This is a genomic window from Komagataeibacter saccharivorans (genome assembly GCF_004348195.1).
Classification (GTDB): domain Bacteria; phylum Pseudomonadota; class Alphaproteobacteria; order Acetobacterales; family Acetobacteraceae; genus Komagataeibacter; species Komagataeibacter saccharivorans.
In genome coordinates, this window is sequence record NZ_CP036404.1 from 2,021,161 (window position 1) to 2,036,430 (window position 15,270).

15 protein-coding genes are annotated in these 15,270 nt (G+C 65.3%); 11 read left to right on the plus strand and 4 right to left on the minus strand.

Translation table 11 applies throughout. The features are described 5' to 3' along the window. Window positions 1–247 precede the first annotated feature (247 nt). Window positions 248–2,032 (plus strand): hypothetical protein, encoded by a 1,785-nt coding sequence (locus KSAC_RS09255; RefSeq protein WP_408884759.1) that lies wholly within the window; start codon window positions 248–250, stop codon window positions 2,030–2,032. On the opposite strand, the gene KSAC_RS09260 is transcribed toward KSAC_RS09255, so the two are convergent. Further along, on the minus strand, window positions 2,004–2,558 hold the full coding sequence (locus tag KSAC_RS09260) for a hypothetical protein (protein ID WP_243705176.1): 555 nt from the start codon (window positions 2,556–2,558) through the stop codon (window positions 2,004–2,006). The genes KSAC_RS09255 and KSAC_RS09260 overlap by 29 nt on opposite strands. Window positions 2,559–2,824: 266 nt before the next feature. On the opposite strand from KSAC_RS09260, the gene KSAC_RS09265 reads away from it, so the two are divergent. After that, complete coding sequence (locus KSAC_RS09265; protein WP_102325267.1) at window positions 2,825–3,052, plus strand: DUF3126 family protein; 228 nt, start codon at window positions 2,825–2,827, stop codon at window positions 3,050–3,052. Window positions 3,053–3,096: 44 nt separating this feature from the next. On the opposite strand, the gene KSAC_RS09270 is transcribed toward KSAC_RS09265, so the two are convergent. Next, window positions 3,097–3,729, minus strand: a complete 633-nt coding sequence (locus tag KSAC_RS09270; protein WP_102324908.1) for a DUF2939 domain-containing protein — start codon at window positions 3,727–3,729, stop codon at window positions 3,097–3,099. 196 nt (window positions 3,730–3,925) lie between these two features. Between KSAC_RS09270 and KSAC_RS09275 the strand changes: the two genes are divergently transcribed. From KSAC_RS09275 to pyk, 4 genes are read left to right on the plus strand one after another with little or no spacing between them, the layout of a single operon-like run. Then, window positions 3,926–4,756, plus strand: a complete 831-nt coding sequence (locus KSAC_RS09275; RefSeq protein WP_132305175.1) for a HesA/MoeB/ThiF family protein — start codon at window positions 3,926–3,928, stop codon at window positions 4,754–4,756. After that, entirely contained in the window at window positions 4,746–5,132 is a 387-nt protein-coding gene (locus tag KSAC_RS09280) for a DsrE family protein (RefSeq protein WP_102324910.1), read from the plus strand. Before KSAC_RS09275 ends, KSAC_RS09280 begins: the two co-directional genes overlap by 11 nt. A 15-nt stretch (window positions 5,133–5,147) precedes the next feature. After that, window positions 5,148–6,143, plus strand: a complete 996-nt coding sequence (locus KSAC_RS09285; protein WP_132305176.1) for an SH3 domain-containing protein — start codon at window positions 5,148–5,150, stop codon at window positions 6,141–6,143. Window positions 6,144–6,173: 30 nt separating this feature from the next. After that, a complete protein-coding gene (gene pyk, locus KSAC_RS09290) occupies window positions 6,174–7,613 on the plus strand; it encodes a pyruvate kinase (protein WP_102325268.1) in 1,440 nt (479 codons plus the stop codon). Window positions 7,614–7,638: 25 nt separating this feature from the next. On the opposite strand, the gene KSAC_RS09295 is transcribed toward pyk, so the two are convergent. Then, window positions 7,639–8,544, minus strand: coding sequence for a prephenate dehydrogenase/arogenate dehydrogenase family protein (locus KSAC_RS09295; RefSeq protein ID WP_132305177.1), 906 nt, complete (start codon window positions 8,542–8,544; stop codon window positions 7,639–7,641). Between the two features lie 43 nt (window positions 8,545–8,587). Next, the gene (locus KSAC_RS09300; RefSeq protein ID WP_110546853.1) at window positions 8,588–9,673 is read right to left on the minus strand and encodes a lysylphosphatidylglycerol synthase domain-containing protein; all 1,086 of its coding nucleotides are present in this window, start codon (window positions 9,671–9,673) and stop codon (window positions 8,588–8,590) included. A 194-nt stretch (window positions 9,674–9,867) separates the two neighbouring features. On the opposite strand from KSAC_RS09300, the gene hpnA reads away from it, so the two are divergent. The 5 genes from hpnA (at window position 9,868) to hpnE (ending at window position 15,242) form a co-directional block, all read left to right on the plus strand. Further along, on the plus strand, window positions 9,868–10,863 hold the full coding sequence (gene hpnA / locus KSAC_RS09305) for a hopanoid-associated sugar epimerase (RefSeq protein WP_110546876.1): 996 nt from the start codon (window positions 9,868–9,870) through the stop codon (window positions 10,861–10,863). Window positions 10,864–10,873: 10 nt separating this feature from the next. Next, window positions 10,874–12,103 carry a glycosyltransferase gene (locus KSAC_RS09310; protein ID WP_102324914.1) on the plus strand — a complete coding sequence of 410 codons (1,230 nt, stop codon included), beginning with the start codon at window positions 10,874–10,876 and terminating at the stop codon, window positions 12,101–12,103. Further along, the gene (gene hpnC / locus KSAC_RS09315) at window positions 12,100–12,963 is read left to right on the plus strand and encodes a squalene synthase HpnC (RefSeq protein WP_132305178.1); all 864 of its coding nucleotides are present in this window, start codon (window positions 12,100–12,102) and stop codon (window positions 12,961–12,963) included. The genes KSAC_RS09310 and hpnC overlap by 4 nt, the downstream gene beginning before the upstream one ends. 80 nt (window positions 12,964–13,043) lie before the next feature. Further along, window positions 13,044–13,925: a presqualene diphosphate synthase HpnD gene (hpnD, locus tag KSAC_RS09320; RefSeq protein WP_132305179.1), complete on the plus strand. Its 882-nt coding sequence runs from the start codon at window positions 13,044–13,046 to the stop codon at window positions 13,923–13,925. A 3-nt stretch (window positions 13,926–13,928) separates the two neighbouring features. Then, window positions 13,929–15,242, plus strand: a complete 1,314-nt coding sequence (gene hpnE, locus KSAC_RS09325) for a hydroxysqualene dehydroxylase HpnE (protein ID WP_132305180.1) — start codon at window positions 13,929–13,931, stop codon at window positions 15,240–15,242. Window positions 15,243–15,270: the final 28 nt, after the last annotated feature.

The following is a 15,270-nucleotide window of genomic DNA, read 5'->3' on the forward strand; positions in this document are numbered from 1 at the left end:
AATGCATAACAGATAAACATTTTTTCTATATAAGATGCAATCCGTTCATGTATTACGCATGTTATGTTGCCGGCGAAAGAAAACAGACGGTATCTGCTGCCATCTGCACACAGCCGATATTATCCCGTGCCCGTACCCGGCACGGGTGGATTTTGTTAATCATGTATTCAGGGGCTGACGCGCCAGACTGATGGATTGCTGTTGTAAAGAAAGCTGCCTGTCCTGCACCGCAGGCAGGCAGGCCATCATGTGGGGCGGGGTTGCGGTGCTGCTGGGCGGCATGATCATGCCGGATTGCGCGCGGGCGGATGACATGGCGGAAATCCGTGCCATCCATGCCGAAATGCGACGGCTTGAAGCCAAGGTCCAGCAGATCGAGGCCCGCCACGACGGGGCACAGACCGCGCAGCACATGCCAGCCAGCCGCACGCTGCGTTCCGGCGGGCGGGCCAGTACGGCGTGGACCGCCCCCTCTCCTTCCGGGCAGATCACCGCCATGCCCGACCTGTCGCGTCTGGTCATAGGTGGCCCTGCGCTGTCGGATGATGCGCAGGCCGCGGCAGCGGCGGAAAACACGATGACGGAAAGCATCATTCCCAGCCAGCCCAAGCTTGACCTTGATTCCTCCAGCCCGCTTGCCATTACCCAGACGGGCGTGGACAGCCTGCCCCCCGTGTTCCGCATTGGCGGGGTTTCGGTACGACTGGGCGGCTTCATCGACTTTTCAAACATCTATCGCAGCAAGAACCTGACCAGCGGCCCCGCCACAAGCTGGGGCAGCTTCCCTTACGCCAACAGCCCCAACGCCCATACGGGCGAGTACCGCCCGTCCGCGCAGCTTACGCGCCTGAGCGTGCTGCTGCAGGGTTCGCCCACCAAGGATGAAACCCTGTCCGGCTATATCGAGACGGATTTCGGCGGCGCGGCAGGTACGGCCAACAGCTACCAGACCAACAGCTACACGCCGCGAATCCGGCAGGCGTACATGACCTACAGCAACACCAAATGGGGGTTCCATGTGCTGGCCGGGCAGGCATGGAGCCTGACCACGGGTTACACGCAGGGTCTGCTGTCACGTCATGAACAGCTACCGCCGGTAGTCGATAACAACCAGATACCCGGTATCGTCTTTACCCGCGTGCCACAGATCCGCTTCATCAAGGATTTCGGGCGTAAATGGTGGCTGGGGCTTTCGCTTGAAGCGCCGCAGGTGGCTTACGCGGCGTCAGGCAGCAGCAGCGATCATCCGATGCTGAGCGGCACCGATGATGATATCCTCGCCTCATCCGGCACGCGCATACTCTACAGCAACGCTGGCTCGGGCATGCTCAATCCCAACGCCAAATACAGCATGGATGTCGCCCCTGACATCGTGCTGAAAGGGGCGCTGGACACCAAGCCCGCCCATTACGAGGTTTACGGTCTGGCGCGCTGGTTCAAGGCCATGTCGCAGTCCGCCACGGGTGGGCCGATCCGCGAACGGGTGTCCTTTGCGGGTGGCGTCGGTGGGGACGTGACGGTGCATGTCATTCCCCGCTTCCTGCAGTTTACCGGCAATGTGCTGGCGGGTGAGGGCATTGGCCGTTATGGCCCCGGCATGCTGCCCGACGCCACATTCAAGGCCAATGGCACGCCCGCGCCCATTCCCGAAATCATCGGCAGCATGGGGCTGATCGGCCACCCGACCCCCAACCTGCTGGTCTATCTGTATGGTGGCGTGGAACATGCCGGGCGGCGGACCTATACCGGCACGGATGGCTACCAGTATGGCTACGGCGTGAACGACCTGTCGCTGAGCAGTTGTAATGTGGAGATGATTACCGGCGGTAGCTGTGATGCCCAGACCCATACCCTTGCCGACCTGACGGTAGGCGGCTGGTGGCATGTGCTGCAGGGCGGCTATGGCGCGGTGATGACCGGCGTGCAGTACACCTATCTGCGCAAATTCGCCTATAAGGGCGGTGATGGGGCGTCCCCCACCACCGGTGGCAATACCGTTTACGTCACGTTCCGTTATCTGCCGTTTCAGTAGGCAGGCCAGCCGACAGGGCGGCAAGGCAGTCCGCATTCTGGTGGGCCAGATGGATGTCATGCACGGCACCGATGGCGCGGATGCTGTCCTGCCGCCAGCGCGCCGGCATGCCATGGGCGGTGCATAGCGCCCCCGCCCCCAGCAGCGCGCCATTGCCCGGATCAATTATGGACAGCACGGCATACGGATTACGCGGCAGGGCCTGACGCAGCGATGTGCGCAGGCGGCTGGCAGTTGCGTCATCGGCATGGGTGATCAGGTCGGGCACCAGTTCGATCCACCCATCCCAGCCAGCGGCCACGGCGCGGCGCAGGCGGGGCCATGCCTTCTGTTCATCCAGCGCGTGGACGGTGGCCTGCGCGCCTTCTTCATGAATCTGGCGGGCAAGGGCGCGGGCGCTCAGGCTTGACGCGGTTTCGGTTGTGGCCGTGGTCGTGGGCAGACTGGCCGCGAGTGCTGTCAGCCCGGCGGTGGGACCAAGCAAGGCCATGAGCAGCATCAGCCGGGGAAACGATCTTATACGCATGGTCGCTGTTCTCCCTTCTTACTGGTGTTGCGCCATGGTCGACAGAACAGGGTAATCGTGGCGCGGGCGGGGCAGGGATAAGGAAAATCATGGGCACGCCGGTTGCGGCGCGCGCCGCATGTGCCTATAGCCTGCGGCGATGCCCGTGTTCCGACGGGGCAGCCGCGCGATCCTGACCGGACCGGCCACGCGCGTTGACAAACGGGGCGTATCCGGTCCTGATCCTATTCCCGGCTGGTCCTGCCATTGTGGAGAACATACGTTTCATGGGTACCATGTCCTCTTCCGAGATTTCGCGTCTTCAGGTCTGCCTGCGTCGCCTGCTGGGCTCACCGGGTCTGACCGTCAATGCACCGCCGCGGGCGGGCCTGTCGGTTGAACTGGCCGTCAACGGCGAAGTGGTGGGTACGGTCCACCGCGATGAAGATGAAGGTGAAGTGTCCTACGCCGTGCACATGACGGTGCTTGAGGAAGACCTGCCTGCCCCGAAATAACCGGGTTCCTGCGCGGCGGGCGCATTATCCCGCCACCACGCGGCCTAGGGCTGCGTCACGCGCTGCGGAACCGGCCCGGCCGACGCCTCGATCAGGGGCTGCTGGCGCGGGGCGGGTAGTCCCACGCTATGAATCTTCCACTGAAACCCGTGGATGCGCATCTGAAGGCGCAGCGGCGTTTCATTTTCATGCCCGGGCATGATGACACTCGCCTCGAACACGCCGGGATGGGTGAAGTGCATGTGCACACGACCCAGCATGCCCACCATGGCGGGCACGCCCATGGGTGCCGCAACCTGTTCATGGGGCATCAGGTGATCGACCAGATTGCCCAGCCTGTCGGGGCGCACTTCCTCATCAATCGCGTTGGACACGGCGGAGGACGCGAAGGACGAGCCGAATTCCGGCAGTTCATCATCCGCATGCGTGGGACCGATCAGGCCATCCACAACCTGATTTTTCAGGCTGCTGCGCACCGTGTCCCACTTGAGCGTGGTGTTCAGGCTGCCCATGTCGTGGGCGCGGATGGCGGATGTGATGGACCATAGCGTGAAAAAAGGCGACGCGGCATACAGCGACGTGGCGGCGGCCAGCGTCCCGGCACAGACCCAGCGCGCCTGCTGGCGACGCAGGGAGGACAGGCCGGATGGAATTTCCATACGGGAAAGATAAGACATTGATTTATACTCCCCCTAATGGTTTCACGCCGTAACTGGACTATACTGGAAACATATCCGGCATGCATTGGTTTCATGATTGCATGAAGAAATTATCACGTAATCGTGAACTCTCGCACGCGGCTTCCGGCTGCGTTGTGGCGCGGGCGGGGTGTATCCGCCATGAAGGGGCTGCGGGATCGTGCAGGAGACAGGGATGAATTTTTCCGAAGACGAGATCCAGCGCTACGCGCGCCACATCCTTCTGCCCGAAGTAGGCGGAACCGGGCAGGACGCCTTGAAAAAAGCCAGTATTCTGGTTGTGGGCGCGGGTGGCCTGGGGTCGCCCGTGGCGCTGTATCTGGCGGCGGCGGGTGTTGGCCGGATCGGGCTGGTGGATGACGATGTGGTCGAGCTGTCCAACCTGCAGCGCCAGATCGCGCATGTGACCGACCGGATCGGTCAGCCCAAGGTCGATTCGGCGGCACAGGCGCTGCGTGCGATCAATCCGGGAACGCAGGTCGATTGTCATAACGTCCGGCTGACGGCGGACAATGCGCGCGAACTGGTGCGTGGTTACGACCTCGTCTGCGATGGCTGCGACAATTTCGCCACCCGCTATCTGGTGGCCGATGCCTGCGCGCTGGAAGGGCGCACCCTCATCTCCGCCGCCGTGTTGCGTTTTGAAGGCCAGCTTTCCACCTTCCGGCCCGGCGGTCCGTGCTATCGCTGCCTGTACCCCGAAGCCCCGCCCGCCGGCACCACCCCTTCCTGCGCCGAAGCGGGGGTCTTTGGCGCGGTAACCGGTGTCATGGGCACGCTTCAGGCAACGGAAGCCCTGAAGGAGATCCTGCAGATCGGCGAAAGCCTTGCCGGTCGCCTGCTGGTATGGGACGCATTGGCCATGCGCTTTCACACCATTGCCCTGCCCGCTGACCCCGACTGTGCCCTGTGCGGCGCGCATCCCACCATTCACGACCTGTCCGCCCATCGCCACGCCACGGCCCCGACCTGCCGCATCCCGGCGGAGGCCATGCATGACGCATGATGACGGCGCGCTGGCCATCCTGTTATATGATGGCGCATATGCCCGCGCCCATTATGCCTTTGTCGTAGCCGCAGGGGCGCTGGCCATTGGCCGTCCCGTCACCCTGTTCGCGGCGGGGCGGGGCGTGCATGCGCTGGCGCGTGACTGGCATGGCCTGCACGATGCCGCCGATGACATGGAAGTGCGCGCACGCGGTGTTGCGGGCATGGATACGCTACGGGAGGCTGTGATCGAATTCGATGCGACCCTCATGGTATGTGAAGCCGCGCTGAAATTATGTGACCTTGACCCCGATCTCCTGCTTGATGGAGTACAGGTTGCGGGTATTCCCACCTTCCTCGAAGCCGCCCGGGGGCGGCAGATCATAACCCTGTAAGGATTGAAGAACGCGATGGCGCAGTGCGTGCGGCATGAATTCCTGGCGCGACCGGCCCCGGCGCCGTCCCGCGCCCCGGTACGGTGGGGATATCTGGCAGGCTGCGTGGCCGTGCTGGCCACAGGCATGGGGCACGGCTACGCAGCCGCCCCCGCGACCACCACCAAAACAGCGCATCACCATGCGCATCACGCGGGGCAGGCTGCGGCCGCCCATAGCAGCACCCATGCGGCAGCCAGCAGTCTGGGCCATGCCCATGTCCACGCGGCCACCGAGAAAAAGGTGAAATCCCATACGGCCCGCCACCACCATGCCGCAGCCGTGGCGGCAGGCGTCGCCGCCGGTGCGGGGGCCGGTGTCGTTGCGGCGAAAAATGCGGCGCATACCCCGCCGCCACCCGCACCGGCCACGCCGGATACCGCCACGATCCAGCCGGTGGACAACAGCAAGGGCAGCGTGACCGGCCTGCCCCTGCCCCGCTTCGCCGCCTTCCGCGCTGATGAAGTCAACATGCGCACGGGGCCGGGCCAGCGCTATCCCATCGACTGGGTCTATCACCGCCGTGGACTGCCGGTCAGGATCGAGCGGGAATTCGATGTCTGGCGTCTGGTCGAGGACGCGGACGGACAGAAGGGATGGGTCCAGCAGGCAACCCTTGTGGGAACCCGCACGTTTGTCATCCCGGGACTGCCCCCACAGGGAGACGTGCAGCAGACCAACCAGCCATCCGCCAAGGAAACCGATGTGATCGGGCGCGCCGATACACGGGTGGTCGGCCATGTGGCGGATGTGGCCGAGGCGGGTCGGGTCAGGGGGGCGGTCATGCTGCGCGCGGATGCCAGCACGACATCCGCCGTGACTGCCGTGCTGCGCCCCGGTGTGGTGGGCACCCTGCGCCAGTGCCAGGCAGGATCGGCATGGTGCAAGGTTTCGGTCAAGCAGTACAGCGGCTGGCTGGAACGCAGCGCGTTTTGGGGACTGTTACCGCAGGAGGTCATATCGCCCTCCTGAGGGCAAAGATGAACAGAGCGGGAGAAAATGATGCCGGAAACACCGTATCGTGCCATGCGCCGGACCAAGATCGTATCCACATTGGGCCCGGCAACATCAGACCATGCGACCATACGCGCGCTGGCCGTGGCGGGAGTGGATGTATTCCGGCTCAATTTTTCCCACGGCACGCATGAGGATCATGCCGCGCGCCATGGCGTGATCCGCGATGTGGAAGCCGAACTGGGCCGCCCCATCGGCATTCTGGCCGATGTGCAGGGGCCGAAACTGCGTGTGGGCAATTTCGTCAACGGCCGCACGCAACTGACCGCAGGGGCCCATTTCCGGCTTGATCTCGACCCCACGCCGGGAAACGAGGCGCGTGTCTGCCTGCCCCATCCCGAAATCCTTGCCGCCGCCGCGCAGGGCAGCACACTGCTGCTTGACGACGGGCGTCTGGCGCTGCGGGTCTGTGAACGCGGCGACGATTTCCTGCTGACGGAAGTGGTGCTGGGCGGTGTCCTGTCCGATCACAAGGGCGTCAATGTGCCGGACGTTGTCCTGCCCATCCCGGCCCTGACGGACAAGGACCGTGCGGACATGGCCTTCGCGCTGGATCTGGGCATTGAATATGTGGGCCTGTCCTTCGTCCAGCGGCCCGAGGATGTGCGTGAAGCCCGCCAGTTGGCCGATGGCCGTGCGTGGATCATGACCAAGCTGGAAAAACCGCAGGCCATGGACAATCTGGAGGAGATCGTCGCCCTGTCCGATGCGGTGATGGTGGCGCGTGGCGATCTGGGCGTTGAACTGCCGCCCGAACGCGTGCCGCTGGCGCAGAAGCGCATCATCCGCGTGGCCCGGCGACTGGGCCGCCCGGTGGTGGTGGCCACCCAGATGCTGGAAAGCATGATCCATGCGCCCACCCCGACCCGTGCGGAGGCATCGGATGTGGCGACCGCAGTGTTCGACGGGGCGGACGCGGTCATGCTGTCCGCCGAAACCGCCGTGGGGTCATACCCGCGTGAGGCCGTGGCCATCATGGACCGCATCGTACGCGGTGTGGAGGAGGACGAAGGGTGGCGGCGGCAGATGGAAACCTCCGCCCCGGAACCCGATCATGACGTGGCGGGCGCCATTGCCGCCGCCACGCGGCAGGTCGCGTCCACGGTGGGTGCCTCCGCCATTGCGGCCTTTACGCTTGCGGGACGCACGGCGCTGCGGATCGCACGCGAACGCCCGTCCTGCACCATCCTTGGCCTGACCCCGACCGATGACGCAGCCCGCAGGCTGGCCGTGGCATGGGGCGTGCAGGCCATATCCGTGGGGCAGGAAACGCCGGTGCATACGATCGAAAGCGTCGTGGATCAGGCGCTGTCCATCGCCCATATGGATGGTTATGGCGCGGTTGGCGATGCGGTGGTGATCGTGGCGGGGCTGCCCTTTGGCGTGGCGGGCAGCACCAATACGCTGCGGGTTGCGATCATTACCTGAACCACCCGAAAGCGTGGAACCGGCGTTACGCCTGCCGGTTCTCGATCAGGCTGCGCCGGATGGCGCGGCCCCGGTTGATCCGGCTTACGATCACATCTTCGTTGCCGGTGCGGATGGCGTTGCCCATCGCCTGCGCATCCGCAACGAAGCGGTCGAGCATGTCCAGCAGGGCTTCACGGTTATTGAGAAAGATGTCACGCCACATGACCGGGTCCGACGCCGCGATGCGCGTGAAGTCCCGAAAGCCCGATGCCGCAAAATCCAGCACTTCGGAGCGGGTTTCATCCGCCAGATCATCCGCCGTGCCACAGATGGTGAAGGCCAGAAGGTGTGGCAGGTGACTGACAATGGCGCAGACGCGGTCATGATGTTCGACGGTCATGCTGCGCACCCGCGCGCCCATCATTTCCCACAGGGTGGTAATGCGCGCGATGGCGGAAGCAGGCGTGTTTTCCGGCGGGGTCAGCAGGCACCACCTGTCCTCGAACAGGGTGGCGAATCCGGCATCCGGCCCGGAAAACTCGGTACCCGCCATCGGATGCGCAGGCACGAAAGCAATATCGGGACAGGTAGCCAGAAGCGGTTCCATGGCGTCCATGACCGTTTTCTTGACCGATCCGACCTCGCTGAGGATCGCGCCGGGCTTCATGACCGGCATGACCTGCGCCGCCACCATGGCGATCGCCCCGACGGGCACGCACAGGATTACACAGTCAGCATCCCGCGCGGCGGCAACCGGATCAGCCTCGATCCCATCGGCGATGCCCAGTTCAGCCACACGGGCGCGGACCTCGGGGCTTATGTCGCATGCAATCAGCCTGCGCGCGATACGCCGGTCATCCAGCGCGCGGCGCAGGATGGACGACCCGATCAGGCCCGGCCCGATAATGGTCAGCGTATCAAACAGGGGAACGGTGGGGTCCGTCGTCATGATGGGGATCTGTCTGGCTGAAGGTTCTTGAAAAAAAGCGCCCTCACTCGGGCGCGGCGTCGGTCTGCCGGGGCCGGTCATGCACGGAAACCGGGGCGGTGACCGGGGCGGCCCCCGCATCATCCAGCGTGGCCGGCCTGCGGCGCAGGCCCCGCATTTCCATGCCCTGCCACAGCAGCAGCATGGGAATGCCGATAACCAGTTCCCGCCCGCGCCGCAGCAGCGACAGCCCCAGCGAGACGGACGGCGCGATGCCAAAGGCCGAACCAAGCGCCATGTAAGCCGCTTCCTGCACCCCCAGCCCGGCGGGCACGAGGAACGAGACGGACATGATGCCGCAGGCCACGCCCTCGATCGCCACGGCGCCGCTGAAGCTCAGATGCGCGCCAAGGAAATAATAGGCGATCCAGATGGTGGCGGCGCTGCCCAGCCATCCGACGTAATGCAGCAGCGCACCCTGCGCGATGCGGCCCGGATGGGACCAGATCGCGTCGAAACGTTCCTGTATGCTGTCCGCGCTGCTCAGCATTGCGTCCTGCCACTGGGCGGCCATGTTGTGCCCCAGCTTGCGCCCCACGCCGCGGAGCAGGTCGCCGCCCCGGCGCTGGGTATAGATGAAGCCCGCGATGCCCAGCGTCAGCAGCCCCAGACCGATCAGCACCGGACGGGCGAACGGGCTGGACTGCTGGTGGGCCATAAGGCACAGCACGGCGGTCAGGATGAACAGGATCTGGCCCATGACCTCGGTGGTGATATCCACAAGGTTGGCGCAGGCGGCCTCCCCCCCGTCCACATGACGGCCACGACGCCCGGCGAACAGGTCGCTTGATGATGTGGCGCGGATGCCCAGCACCATCCCGCCCAACTGCGAAAACGGCAGGCAGGACGCGGCTGCATCCCGAATCATGCGTGAAACCACAAGCTGGACGAACGGAATGTCCCGACAAGCTGCATGCCAGGCGAGACCCAGTATTGCATCGACTGCAAGCTGCGCCAGCACCGTCGCCATGAATCCGACGAAGCCGATGGAGACGATGGCCTTCATGACCGAACCGGCCCCGTACCACGCGGTAAAGCCTGTAAGCAGGGCCAGGCCAAGGATGGCCAGCAGGATCGTGAGCTTTCTCAAGAAAGGGTCCGTCTTCGTCTGTGGGCGTCGGAACGCCGGGTAAAATTCGTACCACAGCGGTCGACTGCGCCTGACTTACACTACAGCAGGGTCTGGCGCCACCGGGAGGTGTCGGGATAAATGGAACGCCCGCCGGTTGCGAGTCCGTGTCGCAATCATGAATTCTGTCCCCTGACGGAGTGATCGTTCAGACCATGACTGCCCCAACACTTGTAACCGGCGCGACCGGTTTTGTCGGCTCGGCCGTTGCCCGCAACCTGGTTGAACGGGGGCATACGCTCCGGCTCATGGTGCGCAAGGGCAGCGACCTGACCAATCTGCGCGATCTCCCCGCCGAACTGGTGGAAGGGGACCTGTCCACCCCCGGCAGCTTCGATGCGGCGGTCAGGGGCTGCCGCTACGTGTTCCATGTCGCGGCTGATTACCGGCTGTGGGTGCCCGATCCGGTACCCATGATGGTCGCCAATGTGGAAGGCACGCGCGCCCTCATGCTCGCGGCACAGAAGGCGGGGGTGGAGCGGATCGTGTACTGTTCCTCCGTCGCGGCGCTGGGACTGATCGGGGATGGCACCATTTCCGATGAGGAAACGCCGGTGCACGAACACGGCGTGATCGGCATCTACAAACGCTCCAAATACCGCGCAGAACAGGAAGTCCTGCGTCTGGTGCATGAACGCGCCCTGCCTGCCGTAATCGTAAACCCGTCCACCCCGGTTGGCCCGCGTGACATCAAGCCCACGCCCACGGGCCAGATGATCCTGGACTGTGCTGCGGGACGCATGCCGGCCTATGTCGATACCGGCGTGAACATCGTCCATGTGGATGACGTGGCGGAAGGACATGCGCTGGCGCTGGAACGCGGCCGGATCGGGGAAAAATACATCCTTGGCGGCCAGAACTACCTGCTGCGCGACCTGTTCGCCATGACCGCCGAACTGGCCGGGGTCGCCCCGCCACGCATAAGCCTGCCGCAGGCGGTGATCTGGCCGGTGGCCGTGGCCAGCGAATGGCTGTCCCGCGCTTTTGGCATCGCGCCGCGCGTCACGCGCGAAATGCTGGCCATGTCGCACAAGAAGATGTTCTTCTCATCCGACAAGGCGATACGCGAACTGGGCTATGCCCCGCGTCCCGCGCGTGAAGCGGTAAAGGACGCCATTGACTGGTTCCGCCAGCACGGAATGCTGGACTGAGGTTCCCGTCATGCTGCTGCTTCCCCTTGCCGTCCTGAGCCTTGTCATCTGGCTGGGACTGATTTTCTGCCATGGGCGTTTCTGGCAGGCGGGGCCGGTACTCGCCCCCCTGCGCACGCCGCTCCGGGCTGCGGACTGCCCCGAAGTCTGCGTGGTGGTCCCCGCGCGGGACGAAGCCCCGTCCGTGGTGGAGTGCGTGCGTTCGCTGCTGGCGCAGGATTATCCCGGCCCGCTTCATGTCATTGTGGTGGATGACAACAGCACCGATGGCACCGGCAGGCTGGCGCGCGGCGTGCCGGACCCGCAGCGGCGGCTGACAGTGGTTACGGGCCGGACCCGTCCCCCGGGATGGAGCGGCAAGCTGTGGGCGGTATCGCAGGGCGTGACCCGCGCGCGCGAACTGGTGCCCGATTCCAGCGGTTTCGTGCTGCTGACCGATGCGGATATCACCCACGATCCGCGCCATGTCTCGACACTGGTGGCCAAGGCGCAGGCGGACCATCTGGATCAGGTATCCGAGATGGTGGAACTGAACTGCGCCAGTCAGGCCGAACGCATGCTGGTCCCGGCCTTCGTGTTCTTCTTCACCCTGCTCTACCCCTTCGCGCGCGTGAACAACCCGCGTAGCCGGGTGGCGGGGGCCGCTGGCGGCACGGTGCTGGTGCGGTGGTCGGCGCTGGCGCGTATCGGCGGGATCGAGAGCCTGCGCGGCGCGCTGATCGATGACTGCACGCTGGCCGCGCATGTGAAGCACAGCGGCGGCAGAATCTATCTGGGACATAGCTGTCTTGCCCGCTCGATCCGCCCCTATCCCCGCCCGATCGACATCTGGCGCATGGTGGCGCGCACGGCGTATGTGCAGCTTGACTATTCGCCCCTGCTGCTGCTGGCCACCGTGATCGGCATGGTGCTTGTATGGGTCATTCCGATGCAGCTTGCCCTGTTCACCCATGGCCTGCCCTGCCTGCTGGGGGCGGGGGCGTGGGTCATGTCCATGGCATCCTACACGCCCACGCTGCGCCGTTTCAGCCTGTCGCCCGCATGGGCGATGTTGCTGCCGGTCATCGCGGGGTTCTATACGCTGGCGACGATCGGTTCGGCGCTGGACCACCATCGGGGCCGGGGCGTGATATGGAAAAGCCGCGCCTATACCGATCCCGATGGCGCAATCTCGACACATAATGGCGCCAAGGGTGCCGCAACCGTAATAAACCACACCATGGGGGATGACGTAGGGTGAACACTGATGAGCGGAGCGTGTGGGGCAGCGAGGATGTCTCGTCGGGCAAGGACGCCGGGGACGAGAATTTTCCCGTAGGCTCCCTGCTGATAAGCCGCAGGCTGCGCCCGCATGTCCATGCCTATTACGATTTCGCCCGGGTGATCGACGATATCGTCGATACCGACCGGCTGGACGCACAAGCCAAGATCGCGCGCCTCAACGCCATGGAGGACGTGGTGATGGGCCGCAGGCAGGCCCCCCAGCGCCGCGATGCGCAGACGGCGGTGCGCGTGGGCCACACACTGCGGCAGACCGGCGTTTCCCCCGCCACCGCAACGGACCTGATCGTTGCCTTCCGTCAGGATGCGGTCAAGAACCGTTATGATTCGTGGGAGGAGCTGGAGGAATACTGCCGCTATTCCGCCAATCCCGTGGGGCGGTTCCTGCTGGAACTGCATGGCGAGGACCCGCGCACATTCGGCCCGTCCGATGCGCTGTGCACGGCGTTGCAGGTTCTCAACCACCTGCAGGACTGCGCGGACGACCTGCGCAACCTTGACCGCTGCTACCTGCCCCGCCCGTGGCTGGAACGTGAGGGCGTGCAGGTGGATGACCTGCGCCGCACCCATACCGTGCCCGGCCTGCGGCTGGTGTTCGATGCGCTGCTGGACCGGGTGGACATGCTCAACCGGCAGGCGGCCACCCTGCCCGGCCTGATCCGCGACCGGCGCATGCGCATGGAAGCGGCGGTCATCGTCGGACTTTCAAAACGTCTGGCGGCGCGGCTGCGGGCGGAAGACCCCATCGCGGGACGGGTCAAGCTGTCACGCGGGGATGTGCTGCTGGCCCTTGCCCGCGCTACACGCACGCTGCTCTGACAGGGCGGGTTTTGTCCTTGGTCGTGATTACCGCTAAGAACGGGCGGACTGTAACTGGTAAGTGAACGGAACACGCGGGAATGGGTTTTTTGCGCGCGCGACATGATGAAGCCCCGGCACTGGGCTGCGATCCCGCCGACCTGGCAGCGGTTGAGCGGGTCGTGGTGCAGTCGGGTACGTCCTTTGGCAAGGGAATGCGCATCCTGCCACCTGACCGGCGGTATGGGATGTACGCGGTCTATGCCTTCTGCCGTCTGGTCGATGACGTGGCGGATGACGCGGGCGAGGCGGAAGACAAATGCCGCCGGCTGGAAGAATGGCGCGCGCGCATTGCCCGGCTTTACGCCGGTGAGGCACGCGACGGCATCGACCGTGTCCTGCTGGCCACCATCCGCCGCTTCGACCTGCGGCAGGACGACTTCGCCGCCGTGATCGACGGCATGGAAATGGATGCCCGCGGCCCTGTCATCGCCCCGGATGAAGCCACGTTTGACCTGTATTGCGACCGGGTGGCCTCCGCCGTGGGGCGGCTTTCGGTGCGGGTGTTTGGTGATTCCTCCGCCGAGGCGGACAAGGTGGCACACCATCTGGGCCGCGCCCTGCAGATCACGAACATCCTGCGCGACGTGGCGGAAGATGCCCGCCTTGGCCGCCTGTACCTGCCGCGCGAACTGCTGGAACGCTTCGGGATTGCGCCCGAACCCGCCGCCGTGGTCCACGCCCCGGCGCTGGAACAGGTCGGGCGTATCCTGGCAGGGCGCGCGCATGACCATTTCCGTGCCGCCGCCGCCGCCATGCGCCGGTGCGACCATACGGCCATGCGCCCGGCCCGCCTGATGGGGGCGACCTATGCCGCCATCCTCAACGCGCAGGAACGTCAGGGCTGGGGCACGCCCGAACGCCGGGTCTCCCTTTCCCGCCCCCGCAAGGTGCTGATCGCCCTGCGCGCGCTGGTAAGCTGACACATGAGCGGACATGTCCATATCATCGGCGGCGGGCTGGCCGGGCTGTCGGCGGCGGTGGAACTGGCGGGCGGCAGCGAGCGCGTTACGGTCTATGAAGCCGGTCCGGCCTGTGGCGGTCGGGCGCGGTCCTATCTGGACCGGCATCTGGGCTGCCGGATCGATAATGGCAACCATCTCCTGCTGTCGGGCAACCCGGCGGTCTACCGCTATCTTGGCCTGATCGGCGCGCAGAAGACACTGGTCGGCCCCGGCCGCCCGGTCTTCCCCTTCGTGGATCTGGCCGAACGGCTGCGCTGGACGCTGGACCTTTCACGCGGGCGGGTGCCGTTGTGGGTGCTTTCACGCCGCAGGCGCGTGCCGGGCATGCGGCTTGCGGAACTGCGCGGGCTGCTGGCCCTCATGGACGCCACGCCGGATATGGTGGTGAGCGACTGCCTGCAACCGGGCAGCCTGTCGCGGCGGCTGCTCGAACCCTTCGCCATATCCGTGCTCAACACCATGCCCGATACCGGCAGCGCGGCACTGCTGGGGGCCGTGGTGAAGGAAAGCCTTGCCCGCGGCGGACGCAACTGCCTGCCCCGCTTTCCCGAGCAGGGCCTGTCCGAAAGTTTCGTGGACCCTGCCCTTGCCCATCTGTCGGTGCTGAAGGCGACGGTACGCACGGGCAGCCGCGTCAGCGCGGTGGAAATGGATGGCGCCACCGTCACCGCCCTGCGGCTGGGTGACGAACAGGTGGCCATCGGCGACCGCGATACGGTCATCATGGCGGTGCCCGCCCCCGTGGCATCGGGACTGCTGGCAGCGCAACTGCCCGGTTTCAGCGCCCCGGATGCGTTCGAGTCGATCCTGAACGTGCATTTCCTGCTCCCAGCCGCACCAACCCTGACGGGCGGGCTGGCGCAGGCCCGCTTCATCGGGGTTGTGGGCGGAATCAGCGAATGGGTCTTCGTCAAGGACCGTATCCTGTCGGTCACGGTCAGCGCCGCCAACCGCTATGACGGGCGCGATACGGATGAACTCGCAGCCCTGATCTGGAACGAAGTGCGCGCCGCGATCGACCCCGCCGCCACGGCCCCGCTGCCCGTCGCCATGCCGCCGCTGCGCATCGTGCGCGAAAAGCGCGCGACCTTTGCCGCCACCCCCGCGCAGGACCGCCTGCGACCGGGCACGCGGACCATGGCGGCCAACCTGCTGCTGGCAGGAGACTGGACGGCAACGGGATTGCCCGCCACTATTGAAGGTGCGATCAGGTCAGGTGCCGCGGCGGCGAAGGCTGTCCATGCCCGCAGGGGCACACCGGGCCGACCGGAATGAACATGATGTACGGATTTGGAATAGGCCC